The organism is Martelella lutilitoris (genome assembly GCF_005924265.1).
Taxonomy (GTDB): Bacteria; Pseudomonadota; Alphaproteobacteria; order Rhizobiales; family Rhizobiaceae; genus Martelella; species Martelella lutilitoris.
The window spans coordinates 226,450-238,723 of sequence record NZ_VCLB01000001.1 but is presented as its reverse complement, the minus strand read 5'-3'; the positions used below and the strand labels follow the sequence as shown (position 1 = coordinate 238,723).

The 12,274-nt window shown below is 57.1% G+C and carries 14 protein-coding genes and 1 tRNA gene; 9 read left to right on the top strand and 6 right to left on the bottom strand.

Annotated elements, in window-relative coordinates; all coding sequences use genetic code 11:
* The first annotated feature begins 75 nt into the window (after positions 1-75).
* Together FF124_RS01085 and FF124_RS01080 are read left to right on the top strand one after the other, a co-directional pair.
* Complete coding sequence (locus FF124_RS01085) at positions 76-702, top strand: class I SAM-dependent methyltransferase (protein WP_138746628.1); 627 nt, start codon at positions 76-78, stop codon at positions 700-702.
* 65 nt (positions 703-767) lie between these two features.
* Positions 768-1,529 (top strand): molybdopterin-synthase adenylyltransferase MoeB, encoded by a 762-nt coding sequence (locus tag FF124_RS01080; protein WP_138746627.1) that lies wholly within the window; start codon positions 768-770, stop codon positions 1,527-1,529.
* Between the two features lie 5 nt (positions 1,530-1,534).
* Here the strand turns inward: FF124_RS01080 and FF124_RS01075 are convergent, their stop codons facing one another.
* The 3 genes from FF124_RS01075 to FF124_RS01065 form a co-directional block, all read right to left on the bottom strand.
* Complete coding sequence (locus FF124_RS01075; protein WP_138746626.1) at positions 1,535-1,870, bottom strand: protein tyrosine phosphatase family protein; 336 nt, start codon at positions 1,868-1,870, stop codon at positions 1,535-1,537.
* Positions 1,871-1,907: 37 nt separating this feature from the next.
* The gene (locus tag FF124_RS01070; protein WP_138746625.1) at positions 1,908-2,795 is read right to left on the bottom strand and encodes an MBL fold metallo-hydrolase; all 888 of its coding nucleotides are present in this window, start codon (positions 2,793-2,795) and stop codon (positions 1,908-1,910) included.
* A 216-nt stretch (positions 2,796-3,011) separates the two neighbouring features.
* Positions 3,012-4,781 (bottom strand): sugar phosphorylase, encoded by a 1,770-nt coding sequence (locus tag FF124_RS01065; protein ID WP_138746624.1) that lies wholly within the window; start codon positions 4,779-4,781, stop codon positions 3,012-3,014.
* Positions 4,782-5,130: 349 nt separating this feature from the next.
* On the opposite strand from FF124_RS01065, the gene FF124_RS01060 reads away from it, so the two are divergent.
* Together FF124_RS01060 and FF124_RS01055 are read left to right on the top strand one after the other, a co-directional pair.
* Positions 5,131-5,478, top strand: coding sequence for a hypothetical protein (locus FF124_RS01060; protein WP_138746623.1), 348 nt, complete (start codon positions 5,131-5,133; stop codon positions 5,476-5,478).
* Between the two features lie 270 nt (positions 5,479-5,748).
* Positions 5,749-5,824, top strand: a tRNA-Phe gene (locus FF124_RS01055).
* Positions 5,825-6,053: 229 nt separating this feature from the next.
* Here the strand turns inward: FF124_RS01055 and FF124_RS01050 are convergent.
* Positions 6,054-6,293, bottom strand: a complete 240-nt coding sequence (locus tag FF124_RS01050) for a hypothetical protein (protein WP_138746622.1) — start codon at positions 6,291-6,293, stop codon at positions 6,054-6,056.
* Positions 6,294-6,400: 107 nt separating this feature from the next.
* On the opposite strand from FF124_RS01050, the gene FF124_RS01045 reads away from it, so the two are divergent.
* The 5 genes from FF124_RS01045 (at position 6,401) to FF124_RS01025 (ending at position 11,152) form a co-directional block, all read left to right on the top strand.
* Positions 6,401-6,781, top strand: a complete 381-nt coding sequence (locus FF124_RS01045) for a GtrA family protein (protein WP_138746621.1) — start codon at positions 6,401-6,403, stop codon at positions 6,779-6,781.
* Positions 6,774-7,721, top strand: coding sequence for a glycosyltransferase family 2 protein (locus FF124_RS01040; protein ID WP_138746620.1), 948 nt, complete (start codon positions 6,774-6,776; stop codon positions 7,719-7,721). Before FF124_RS01045 ends, FF124_RS01040 begins: the two co-directional genes overlap by 8 nt.
* A 96-nt stretch (positions 7,722-7,817) precedes the next feature.
* Positions 7,818-8,933 (top strand): hypothetical protein, encoded by a 1,116-nt coding sequence (locus FF124_RS01035; protein ID WP_138746619.1) that lies wholly within the window; start codon positions 7,818-7,820, stop codon positions 8,931-8,933.
* Positions 8,930-9,478 carry a hypothetical protein gene (locus FF124_RS01030; RefSeq protein WP_138746618.1) on the top strand — a complete coding sequence of 183 codons (549 nt, stop codon included), beginning with the start codon at positions 8,930-8,932 and terminating at the stop codon, positions 9,476-9,478. The genes FF124_RS01035 and FF124_RS01030 overlap by 4 nt, the downstream gene beginning before the upstream one ends.
* 87 nt (positions 9,479-9,565) lie before the next feature.
* On the top strand, positions 9,566-11,152 hold the full coding sequence (locus tag FF124_RS01025) for an ArnT family glycosyltransferase (protein WP_138746617.1): 1,587 nt from the start codon (positions 9,566-9,568) through the stop codon (positions 11,150-11,152).
* Positions 11,153-11,224: 72 nt separating this feature from the next.
* On the opposite strand, the gene FF124_RS20885 is transcribed toward FF124_RS01025, so the two are convergent.
* Both FF124_RS20885 and FF124_RS01020 read right to left on the bottom strand, forming a co-directional pair.
* Positions 11,225-11,347 carry a hypothetical protein gene (locus tag FF124_RS20885; protein ID WP_281285216.1) on the bottom strand — a complete coding sequence of 41 codons (123 nt, stop codon included), beginning with the start codon at positions 11,345-11,347 and terminating at the stop codon, positions 11,225-11,227.
* Between the two features lie 136 nt (positions 11,348-11,483).
* A complete protein-coding gene (locus tag FF124_RS01020) occupies positions 11,484-12,146 on the bottom strand; it encodes a nucleoside/nucleotide kinase family protein (RefSeq protein WP_138746616.1) in 663 nt (220 codons plus the stop codon).
* Positions 12,147-12,274 lie beyond the last annotated feature (128 nt).

Sequence of the window (12,274 nt, the reverse complement as noted above, 5' to 3'; positions counted from 1 at the left end):
ATCACTGCGCACAACATCACGGCGGTTCAGCCGAAAATTGAGCCGCGCCGCAATATGTTAAGCAGGAGCCCGACAATGGCAGCCAACAAGAAACAGTTCTGGGACAAGATCGCGGAAAAATACTCCCGTGACCCCATCGCCGATCCGCAGTCCTACCAGATCAAGCTCGACATCACGCGCGAGTATTTTCGCCCCGACATGCGGGTGCTGGAAATTGGTTGCGGCACGGGCTCGACCGCGCTTTATCACGCGCCCGCCGTCGCCCGGATCGACGCCTTTGACCTTTCCGACACCATGATCGCGATTGCAAAACGAAAGGCCGAGGACGCAGCTATTACCAATGTTCACTTCCGCCAGGGCGATGTCGCCGCTATGAATGGCTCGGACGGGCTTTATGATGCGGTGATGGCGCATTCACTGCTGCATCTGCTGGAAGACCGCGAGAGGGTTCTTGAAAAAGTTCACGCCATGCTGAAGCCCGGCGGCGTGTTCGTTTCCTCCACCGCCTGTCTGCGCGACTTCTCCTTCTATATCCGCGCGGCGCTCCCGGTGATGCAGCTGGTTGGCAAGGCGCCCTATGTCGGCAGTTTCACCCAGGAAGGACTGATCAACGAGATGGCTCGTGCCGGGTTTTCCGTTGTCCACCAGTGGTGCCCCGGCAAGAACAAGGCGACCTTCCTGGTCGCGACCAAGGCGCTTTGAGAGAGACAGGGCGGCGGCGCTGATTTTTGAAGGATGCCACCGGTTTTCCGTGTTAAAAGGCGGCCATGACCGAAAGCGAAGCCTTCTCGTCCGAGGAAATCGAACGTTACGCCCGCCACATCGTGCTGCCGGAGATCGGCGGCGCGGGCCAGCAGGCAATGAAGCGCGCCCGGGTGCTGGTCATCGGTGCCGGCGGGCTCGGCAGTCCGGTTCTGTCCTATCTTGCTGCTGCCGGCATCGGAACGCTCGGCATTGCCGATGATGACGGCGTCAGCCTCTCCAACCTGCAGCGACAGATCATTCACGACACCGGCTCAGTCGGCGCGGCGAAGACGGAAAGCGCCGCGCGGGCGATTGCGCGCATCAACCCGCATGTGGTCTGCCGCCGGTTTCACGAACGGCTGGATGGGGCGATGATTGGCGAGATTCTTTCAGGCTTCGATATTCTCGTCGACGGCTCGGACAATTTCGACACGCGCTACATGGCTGCCGATGCGGCCGAGCAGGGCGAGACGCCGCTGGTGACCGGCGCTGTCGGCCGTTTCGATGGTTCCCTGACGGTGTTGAAGCCCTATGCGAACGGAGCGGGCGGCAAGGCCAATCCGCGCTACCGCGACCTCTATCCCAAGCGCCCGCCCCAGGGTCTCGTGCCCTCCTGCGCCGAGGCCGGCATTGTCGGCCCCGTTACCGGCGTCATCGGCACGCTGATGGCGATGGAGGTGATCAAGCTCGTCACCGGCGCCGGCGAACCGCTCATCGGCAGGCTTCTTCTCTATGACGGACTGTCCGCGCGTTTCGAAACCATCGCCTATGCCAGACGCGGCTGAGGCAATCAGCCGGCCTGCAGGGCAAGCTGGTAGAGGCTGGCGCAGCGCCCGCCGGAGGCACAAAACGCCAGCACAGGCCCATTGCTCTCCTTCAGGATCTGCTTCAGCTTCGTGGCCTGGATAATCGGCTGGTGGCCGCCGCCGACCGGAAGATAGTAGCAGGCAAGGCCGGCGTCCTTCGCGGCGGCTTCGATCTCGGCATATTTCGGCTGGAAGAAGCCTTCGCCGTCGGGCCGCATGCAGATGACGGCGGCAAAGCCCGCCTTCGCCGCTTCCGGTATGTCCTTGGCCTTTAGCTGGCCGGTCACGTGATAGTTATTGTTGATTGCACGGGTATGCATGCGTGTCTTCCTGGTTGCGGATGGGATGGTCGGCGCTTTAAAGTGCGTTGACCGGCACTTTCAGCATCAGCCGGCCGTCCTTGTCCTTCGGCACGGCGCCGGCGCGCATATTGACCTGCAGCGAAGGCAGGATCAGCCGCGGCATGGAAAGCGTGGCGTCGCGTTTTTCGCGCATCTCCACGAATTCGTCCTCGCTAATGCCGTCATGCAAGTGAATGTTGTGGCGGCGTTCCTCGCCAACGCTGGTCTCCCACGCGATGTCGCGGCCATTCGGGCCGTAGTCATGGCACATGAACAGACGCGTTTTCTCCGGCAGTTCGAGCACGCGCTTGGTGGAGCGGTAGAGCGTGCGGGCGTCGCCGCCGGGGAAATCGGCGCGCGCGGAGCCGCCATCGGGCATGAACAGCGTATCGCCGACAAAGGCCGCGTCGCCGATCACATGGGTCATGCAGGCGGGCGTGTGGCCGGGCGTGTGCATCACATGCGCGGTCATGCCGCCGATTGCGTAGCTGTCGCCATCGATAAACAGCCGGTCGAATTGCGAGCCGTCGCGCTCGAACTCCGTGCCCTCGTTGAACACCTTGCCGAACGTGTCCTGGACGATGACGATATTCTCGCCGATGCCGATGCGGCCGCCGAGCTTTTCCTGAATGTAGGGTGCGGCCGACAGGTGGTCGGCATGGACATGGGTTTCGATCAGCCATTCCAGCCGCCAGCCCTTCTCGCGGATCATCGCAATCATCCGGTCGGCGCTTTCATGGGTGATGCGACCTGCCGCATAGTCGATGTCCATGACGCTGTCGATCACGGCGCAGGCCTCTGAACCCGGGTCGCGCACGACGTAGGAGATCGTGTTTGTGGCCGGATCGAAGAAGCCGTGGACCTCCGGCTTGAAGTCGGGCTCGGGCGTAAAGGGCAGGGTCATCTCGGGTCCTTCTCGGGTTGCGCTTGGAAGATTTTCTAGCGTATAATACGTATCTACGAAAATATGAAATAACTATGACGGATTCAACCGCCGCCGACCGGCAATCGGCCGAATTCTCGCGACAGAAATAAACGAAGCATGGCTCAAGGCCTGCGGGAAGGTCTATAGCTCAACCAAGGCTAGGTCAGTCCTGTGCCGCAAGGCCGCCGCGGCCCCTCAGGCGCGGTTGGTGATCCAACGGCACTGATAGGGGGCGAAGTTGATCTTGGCGTCTCCGACGGCCTCTCCGGAGATCAGGTCGATCCATTGTTCGCCGCCGATGAGATTGAGCGCCATGGCCGGGATCTCAAGTGTTTCGTCCGTCACATTGTTGATGGCGAAAATGCTCTGGGTGCGATCGACGCTCTGGCGCCAGAAGCCGAACAGCTTCTCGCCAAGGTGCAGGGTAAATTGCGTGGCGTTCGGATGGAAGGCCGGTTGCCGGGTGCGGATGCCGATCAATTCGCGCATGGCGTTGAACACTCTGGCGTGCTGCGTGGTCTCGTCGGCAAGGGCTTCCTGCAGTGCGTCATAGTTCCAGCGGTGGCGGTTGATCGCCCGGTTATGGCCGGACTTCTCCACGCCCTCGTAGTCGTTGCTCGTTGCCAGCAGCGAGTGGATATAGAAGGCGGGAATGCCTTCCAGCGCCATGGCGATCGTCTGGCTGCAGAGGAAGCGGGCGATGTTGTGTTCATCTTCGCCCTTCACCGTGCCCTTCAGCGCGTCGAACAGCGAGACATTCATCTCGTAAGGCCGCATCGAGCCGTCGGAGAGCTGGCGCATGGAAACTCTGCCGCCAAAGCTCTTTACCGTCTCGACCATCTCACCGATCGCCTCGTCGGACAGCAGGCTTTCGGCGGGCCTGAGGCCGATCCCGTCATGGGAGGCGGTGAAGTTGAAATAGGCGCAGCCCATCTGCGCCGGCGGCATGGCCATCTGCCAGGCATTGAGGAATTGCGATGTCCCCGTCATCAGCGCATGCACGATCAGCGGCGGCAGCGAGAAATTGTAGATCATATGCGCTTCGTTGCGATTGCCGAAATAGCTGAGGTTTTCGACATTCGGCACATTCGTCTCGGTGATGAGAACGATGCTTTCCTCGCTGTAATCGGCCAGCACCCGCATCAGCCGGATGATCTCGTGCGTTTGCGGCAAGTGGATGCACGAGGTTCCGACCTCCTTCCAGATGAAGGCGCAGGCATCGAGCCTGATGGTGCGCACGCCGTGATTGATATGAAAGCGCATGATGCGCAGGAATTCGAGCAGGACTTCCGGATTGGAGAAGTCGAAATCCACCTGGTCGTGGCTGAAGGTGCACCACACATGCTTCTCGCCGTCCGCAGTCTCGACTTTGCGCAGCAGCGGGTGCGCGCGCGGCCTGACAACGGAGGAGAGATCGTCTTCCGGCGATGCGGTGAAGAAAAAATCCTTATAGGGGGCATGGCCCATGCGGAACTCGTTGAACCAGCTGCTCTGGCTGGAACAATGATTGAGCACCAGGTCCGACATCAGCCGGAATTCGCGGCCGATGCGTTCGATATCCTCCCAGCCGCCGAGGCCGGAATCGACTGCGCGATAATCGGTGATGGCGAAGCCGTCATCGGAGGTATAGGGGAAATAGGGCAGGATGTGCACGCCCTTGATGACGCCTTTCAGGTTTTCGGTGACGAAGTCCTGCAGCAGCGAAAGCGGCTTGTGCTCGCCGTCGATGATCGAATTCCCGTAGGTGATCACATAGGTGTTGTCGGCGCTCCACATGTTGTTGCCGGCCACGCGGCCGCGCTTGCGCGGGACGGCGCCATCGCCCCAATAGGCCTCGAGCACTTGCCGCGTCAGCGCGCGGGAATCTTTTTCCGGATAGATGCTTTCCAGATGAAGCCGGATGCTTTCCCGCAGCCGCCTGGAAATGACCATGGTTTTTTGCGGCGTCTCAGAAACTGTCGTCATTCTTGTCCTTCTTTCCCCACACGCCAAGGTTAGCATGTCGGTTTCGATTGGCAATCGCCTATCAAGGACAAAACCGTGCTTTCCCGGCCGGTTTTTGTTGCGGCGCCACATGCGCGCGACTGCCTGCATCATCGTGCGGACAGGGCCCGCTCGGCGTTTCGATGCCAGTCCGCACGCCGCCAGAGCCGGGTGTCCGGCGCGGTCTTCCATCAAAAGAAGAGCTTTCAAGAAGTTTCCGGTTGTGTTAGTCGGAAACGGGAATTATATTACGCAAGGCAATGAAAATTTATTTTTAAATGAAGTTTCTATCTTGTTTTATATTAGTATTAAATAATATTAAAGGCTAATCATGCGTGAGTTAAACGCAAAAGTACATTTTCTGCCGAAGCGCAAAGAGCCCGATCCGCGTCTTGTATCTCATGCCTGCGCGCTGGCGGCGCTTGCCAGAACCGAATGTCTGCAGATTGCCAGGGCGCTGGAGGCGGGCGGGTTGAGCCGCCTCGACGTCTGCCGGATGACCGGCCTTTCCATCATCGAGGTTGCCGCCGCCATGGCTTCGCTTCTCGCCCACGGCTTGATCCTGGCGCCCCGGCAGGGCAGCGAAACGGTCTATGAACTCGCCCATCCCCGGCTCGGAGAGGTTATCCTGCTTGCCGAGGAACTGTCAGGCGCGCGCCCGCGTCATTCGGCGTGCTGATACGGCCGCGGCCGGCGCCAGATGCCAAGCGGTGATGCGCCTGCAAGGCCTGCCGGAGGCGCCACGCCGCGTTCCCGCCCGGCTTTTCGATGGCGTCTGCAGCGGTTTTGCCCTGAGGGGCCGGCGTTTCCGGCGCCTCAAAGAAGTCCAGAAATTTTCTTGAAAAAACGGAAAATTGCCGCTGGACTTGAAAAAACAAAATGCTATAAACGCGCTCATTCGCGGGCCGGCGGTCCGCAAAGGCAGCCCGCTATCGCTTAGCAGGCGCCTGCCCAGATAGCTCAGTTGGTAGAGCAGCGGATTGAAAATCCGCGTGTCCGTGGTTCGAATCCGCGTCTGGGCACCATTTATCTACAGAAGTGATTTTTAACGGTTGAGCTTTGGCATTGTCCCTTTGTCGTTGCTGTGCTTTGCTGACATGCGCCTGAGGGGGGGGCAGCACGGGAGCTCTGGCCGGCTGCTCGGCTTGTATTTCTTGGCCTCCGAGGTCTTATGGCCAGTAATGGCCACGATTTCGAATTCCGTGCAACCGAGTTCGGCCGAGCGTGCAGCCGATGGCTTGCAGAGATTGTGATCTAAATGGTTCTCGACTCCAGATACACCAGCCCTTTCGCGGGAGGGATTGACCCGTCCATTGCTTGATCTTGTTGGCTTTGACGGCGACTGTTGAGAAAGCTCGAGCCAAAAAGTTTTTCGCCCATGATCGCTGCCATGGTGACTTTGGATTTCAAGGCGGCGTTCTGATTTGCGGCGGGCTTCTGGCCATTGTGGCCGGTATGAACGATATGATGCCGAAGAGAGAAGCCGAGCGCCAACTGTTTCGCCTTTTAGTTTTTCAAGCCGCTTCACAACATGCGTGACATGAACGCAGAGACGTCTTAAGGAGACTCGGGCGATACGTTGTAGAAGGTCGGGCCTGCCGATGCCGCTGGTTGTAGAGCAATTCCTGAAGTACGGACTCGTGGGCGTGATGAACACCGTCATCACGCTGTCGGTAATAGCGGGTCTGAGCTATATTGGCTTTGCTCCCGTTACCTGCAACATCGCCGGCTATGCCTTCGGGCTGCTGAACAGCTTCCTGTTCAATGGTCGATTCACCTTCGATTCGACCTACAACCGGAGAGTGGCATATCGTTTTCTGATAGGCTTTGCCTTGGCCTATGGCCTTAATTTGATCGTCCTTGTTGCCCTGACGCGGCAGAGTGATTTGCCGGAAATGGCATCGCAGCTCGTCGCGATGGTGGCCTACAATGTCGGTTTCTTCCTGGTAATGAAGTTCTGGGTTTTCGATAAAGATGGCTAGCCCCTACTCTCTTGATGTTGTGATCCCCTGCTATAATGAAGAGGAAAACCTTCCTCACACGATTCCGGTCCTGAATGATTTTCTCGCGAACCTCGTGTCCCGGGAGGATCTGGCGCTGGCGGGGTTCCGGATGATCCTTGTCGATGACGGCAGTTCGGATCGGACATGGCAGCAGATCGAGGATTTTACGAAGGAGATTGGCGCCACCGGCTTGAAGCTCAGCCGCAATTACGGTCACCAGAACGCCATGCTGGCAGGGCTTTCAGTTGCCGACGCCGATGTCGTCGTGACGATCGACAGTGACTTGCAGGACGATATCAACGCCATTGTCGAGATGCTGAAGGCCCATGAAGCCGGCGCAGAGCTGGCGCTCGGCGTTCGCCGCTCGCGCGGAAGGGACAGCTTTTTCAAGAAGAATACGGCGAAGGGGTATTATGGGCTGATGAAGCTAATGGGCGCGCAGATCGTGCCCGATCATGCGGATTTCAGGCTGATGTCGCAAAAAGCGCTCAAGGCGCTTCTGGCGCATGAGGAGACCAATCTGTTTCTGCGTGGGATCATACCCAGCCTGGGGTTTAAAACCGAGGTCATCAGATATGATCGCCAGAGCCGGGAGCACGGTGAAACCAAATACACGCTGAGGAAAATGCTATCGCTCGCCGTCAACGGCGTGACTTCCTTCTCGGCGGCGCCGCTTCGGTTCGTGGCTGGCCTGGGTATTACCGTATTTCTGCTTTCGATGCTTCTCGCATTCTGGTTCTTGATGGAACGTCTCTTCGTCTCCAAAAGCACGGTTCCGGGCTGGGCCTCAACCGTGCTGCCGATGCTCTGGCTCGGCGGTCTGCAGATTTTCTGCATGGGGATTATCGGCGAATATGTGGGCAAGATATATCTGGAGGTAAAACGCCGGCCACGCTTCATTGTCGATAAGGTGGTTTGATATGCCCGCCGGGCGACCGTCCGGCCTGGCAACTGTCTTTCTCAGATCAGATCGGACAACTTCTCATAATGCACTTATACTCAAGGGGTTGACCCGGTGATTGCTTTTTCATTCAAAAAGAAGACCTTGTTCGCAGACGAGAAATACGCACTTCTCGCGATTGGCGTCGGATTCTTCATCCTGAACCAGGTCCTTGAACTGCTGATCATGAAGTTCTCCGGTTTTCGCTATTCGGAAATGTGCACCTGGGACTGCGGATGGTATCGGGGTATCGTTGAGGCAGGTTACGATCTCGAACCACACGCGCACGAGCGGATGGATGCGGCGAACTGGGCCTTCTTCCCTGTCTTTCCGTTATTTGCACGGTTTGTATACTCCGTTTTTGACGTCTCGCACTCTTATGCTCTTCTGATATCAAGCAGATTTTTCTTTCTTTTATCGATTATATACTTCATGAAACTTTCGCGCGTATATTTCCCGGCTATTCCTTTGATGGTCTCCGCTTCGGTGGTCGCGCTCAATCCATTTGCCATCTACGGAAACGTGGGATACACGGAATCCTGTTTTCTTTTCTTTACTTCCGCATTTTTCTACAACCTCAAGCAAGAACGTTTCGTCCTTTCCGGCGTTGTGGGCGGCATCCTTTCTGCGGTTCGCCTGGCCGGAAATTTCGCATTGATCGCATATCTTTATGTGGCGATCAGAAAACTGGTCGAAGACTGGAGGCACCCGGAACGACGCTTCAGGCCTGAACCTCTGGTTTTGGGGGGTATTCTTATCCCTTTGGGACTGTCGCTCTATATGTTCTTTCTCTACCGTCACACCGGCGATGCCTTCGCTTTCTCCCACATCCAAAGGGCTTGGGACCGATCTCCCGGAAATCCCTTCGCCCGCATTGGGGATGGCCTGTCCGGCGATGCCTATGGCAAATACCTCGCACTTATGAGTGCGGCGGCTCTCATAGTTCCGGCTTTCCTCATCTACAAGCGGCATGTGGAACTCGCGATCTTCTCGGTTCTGTGCACGCTCATCCCCCTCTCGACAGGCTTATGGTCGATGCCACGCTATATTTTCTGGCAGGCGCCGGTTCTGCTTGCGATCGCCTGCGCTTGCACAAATCGGAAGATATGGATTCTGTTCCTGACAGGATCCGTCATCATGCAGCTCGCCATCTACACGGCTTGGTTCACTGGGCGAGGATGGGTAATATGACTTATGCATATAGATTCATTATTTCTTTGATCGCTGCATTCTACCTGTTTATGCTTTATTTATTATTACATCCGAACGTAAGCGATCCTTATTACAGATATTATATTGCAAAAGATGTCAGCATAAATCCTAAGCAATTAGAGAAAATAGAAGCAATCGATCCGGATAAATATTACAATCATAGGAATTCCGATATCGGTTACTACAGAGGCTGGTCGAATCCGGAATCAGAGCATCGATGGAGCGACGGGAAATATGCCGAGATAAAATTCATTGTGGGTGAAAAAAGTAAATTTGACGGTGAGATTTACATTCACGGAATAGTATTCGATCGCCAGAGAATATCAGTATACCTAAATAATAATGAAATCTATTCTGGTGAGGTTTTCGAGCGAGAGGGATTGGATCTGAACATACGCTTCGACAAGAAACTGCTGGTTGATGGTCTCAACACGCTCGCCTTCGATTTGCCAGACGCCCGAAGGCCCGGCGGACCGGACCAACGCGAACTGGCAATCGCGCTCGAAGAGATCGCGATCCGATAGCTGGCTGAATCGAAACCGATTGTCGGGCGCAGTCGCCAAAGGCGCAATTCTGTTGTAGCAACCGCAAGCCTCTGAGATCGTTGTATCGTGAACGAAATTAGCTGGGGACGAATGCGCTCGAAATCTGAAAATTTGGCCATACTGACGGTCGCCGTAGTCACATTTACGGCACTGAACATTTCGCTCACAGTGAACGTAGGGGCCCTGTCCGCGCCTCCAACGTATGACGATAGCGGCTATTTGATGGATGGCTACTACCGCTTCATGTTGGACGGTGTGCGCTCCCTTTGGTCGCTGGCGGAGAGTTTTGTTCAGTACCCGCCGCACGCGCCGGTTGAAGCCCTGACGGTCGTCCTTGGCTATTGGTTTTTCGGTCCGAGCAATGTCGGGCCTTACATCATGAATATCTGGGGGCTCTCGGCCTTTGCCCTGATGATGTTCAGTGTCGCGGGTGACAGAATTGACGACCGGGCGGCGACGCTGCTCGCGATTGCCGCAATGTTCGTTCCAGTCGCCGGGGCGATCATATCCGAGTTGAGACCCGACATGATCGCGGGTCTTTTCTTCGCATTTTCCGGCTATGTGCTTTTGGTCAGGGAGGGTGCGAAGCGTGATCATCGCGCGGCGGCGTTGGTGGGTCTGCTCTGCGCATTCTCCATGATCATCAAACTCAGCGCCGTCGTGATTACCGTTCCGATGCTTGGTTTTGCACTTGTCGCCGGCGTCGCGCTTCAAAGCGAGGCGAGGTCAAAAGCCGTCTCTGGAGCAGCCATCACGGTGGCGGCCGCCTTCGTCATTCTAGTGCCTGTCGCATATATCTGGGGAGGCCAGACATATGCCTATGTCCACCAAGCCCTGGTTTCTAACAGAGATATCTGGTTCACTCCCGGTGACCGCTGGTTCCACCTGAGTTACTATGCAACCGGACCGGGGGGCTCGGTCGGACTTGGCAACCTTTTTTATGTCGGCGTCGCGTTAATCCTGATCGATATTGCGGCGTCATTGGCGACCAAGAGAAGCGATATCCGCTCCCTTGCCTATTATGCCTGGACATTGCTGATTTTTATCGGGATGACCAATTCGGCGGAGAAGACAGTCTACCAGGGCAGCTTTTTCTTCTTTCCTTTTGTCATCAGTTCGGTAGTCGCGCTAAGCAGGCTGCTTTCGATGTTCCCTCGTCAGTCTTTTCGGGGTTCCGCGGCAATCGCTCTTTTGGCGGTATTGTTTCTCGAGCCGGCACATACCTATAATCAGGGGTTATATCGCAAGGATACGGCAGCGATGGTGGAACAGATCTCGGACATCGTTGTGCAGAGTGCCTCAGCGACACCTCTCTGCGGCGCGCCCATGTATCGCTTTGCCGTAGTAGGTTCTCAGCCGGTTACGGCCCAAACCGTGGCGCTTGAGGTGGCGAAGAAAGACCGGTTGCGCCTTGCCCTAGATTGGCTGTTTTTTGTGCGGGAATGGGAGACAATGGAGCAGGAGATCGAGAAGGCCAATTTTGTTCTATTGCCAAATGAGGCAGGCTTACGCGACTCTCTCAACCAACACTTGCCGGGCGCTGTATATAACGATCAAGTCAGGGCGTTGTTGCGACAGGATAATCGTTGGCAAGAATACCGAATCGAGGCTGCTGATCCGCTGACATTGTTTGTCCGAGAGCGCTGCGAATAAACGGGAGGATACCTCTATTTTTCGTGGATCCCCGGGTGGTTAATCTGAATCGCCCTGCGATCCATATCTTTGTTATGCGCATCGGGTTACCGAAAAATCGGATTCCACTTTTTCACCCGATGCTCGTATTTCCGCCATAGTGACCGCATCCCCGCCGATGTCGATCGCACGGATGAAGCGCTTCATCTTTTCCATTCCGGTCCCGTCTTGGCGGTTTCCCGTTCGAGTACCCCGTTTGGCGCATCTGCGCTTTGGCGGCGAGACCGGCGGCAGCGGGCGGCCGGTGTGACGCGATGCGCTCTTTTGTCCGTTCCCGGCTTCCGGGGGCGCCCTATGCTTCTTCAGCCTCGATGACCAAGGTCGCGTCCAGCCCCTTTTCCTGGACGAGGCCGGCGTTCACCAGGTCGTTTTCGCGGGCGCGGCGGCGGGCCTCGCCCTGGGAGAAGCCCTGCTCCGTCCAGCGCGCGATGAGGCGTGTCTCAAGCGTTGAAAAGGGAACGGACAGGGCCACGGAAAGGTCGAAATATCGCTTCAGGCCCGACCAGGGCGGCAGGTCCAGAAGCAGGTAATTGCCCTCGACAAGAATGATCTTCCGGCTCTTGGGGATGATGCGCGCGCCCGCCCGCGCGATTTCGAGATCCCGGTCGAACAGCGGAACGGCGACCGCGTCCTCCCGGTTGGCCTTCAGGCGGGAAAGAATGGAGTTCAGCCCGCCGACGTCAAAGGTGAAGGGCGCGCCTTTTCTGGCCAGCGTCCCCTGTTCGCGCAATACGCCATCATCAAGGTGGAAACCGTCCATCGGCACGACGGCTGCGAGGTCGCCGTCCGCCGCGCCGGCATTCAGCCTCTGGCAGAGGCGGTCGCTCAATGTTGATTTTCCGCTGCCGGGCGCGCCGGCAATGGCAACGATCAGCCTGTCTTTTCCCTCGGCGGCCTCGTGAATAGCGTCGAAAACCCTGTCGAAGCGGTGCTCTTTCTGTGTGGTCGCGTTCATGATTGCTGTGGTGCGTTGCGGCGTTTGAAAACGCAGGAAGACGCGACCTCCTGTTCGATATCAGTGTTTCATGGAGCAGATGCAGCATCTGCGATCGCAGGCGTCAAGAGCGTGGCGGCTTTCCGCCA

Bases quoted from the DNA above. Each gene is read 5' to 3' on its own strand.
- FF124_RS01085 (WP_138746628.1), top strand. From the start codon at position 76: ATGGCAGCCAACAAGAAACAGTTCTGGGACAAGATCGCGGAAAAATAC.
- FF124_RS01080 (WP_138746627.1), top strand. From the start codon at position 768: ATGACCGAAAGCGAAGCCTTCTCGTCCGAGGAAATCGAACGTTACGCC.
- FF124_RS01075 (WP_138746626.1), bottom strand. From the start codon at position 1,870: ATGCATACCCGTGCAATCAACAATAACTATCACGTGACCGGCCAGCTA.
- FF124_RS01070 (WP_138746625.1), bottom strand. From the start codon at position 2,795: ATGACCCTGCCCTTTACGCCCGAGCCCGACTTCAAGCCGGAGGTCCAC.
- FF124_RS01065 (WP_138746624.1), bottom strand. From the start codon at position 4,781: ATGACGACAGTTTCTGAGACGCCGCAAAAAACCATGGTCATTTCCAGG.
- FF124_RS01060 (WP_138746623.1), top strand. From the start codon at position 5,131: ATGCGTGAGTTAAACGCAAAAGTACATTTTCTGCCGAAGCGCAAAGAG.
- FF124_RS01045 (WP_138746621.1), top strand. From the start codon at position 6,401: ATGCCGCTGGTTGTAGAGCAATTCCTGAAGTACGGACTCGTGGGCGTG.
- FF124_RS01040 (WP_138746620.1), top strand. From the start codon at position 6,774: ATGGCTAGCCCCTACTCTCTTGATGTTGTGATCCCCTGCTATAATGAA.
- FF124_RS01030 (WP_138746618.1), top strand. From the start codon at position 8,930: ATGACTTATGCATATAGATTCATTATTTCTTTGATCGCTGCATTCTAC.
- FF124_RS20885 (WP_281285216.1), bottom strand. From the start codon at position 11,347: ATGGAAAAGATGAAGCGCTTCATCCGTGCGATCGACATCGGCGGGGAT.
- FF124_RS01020 (WP_138746616.1), bottom strand. From the start codon at position 12,146: ATGAACGCGACCACACAGAAAGAGCACCGCTTCGACAGGGTTTTCGAC.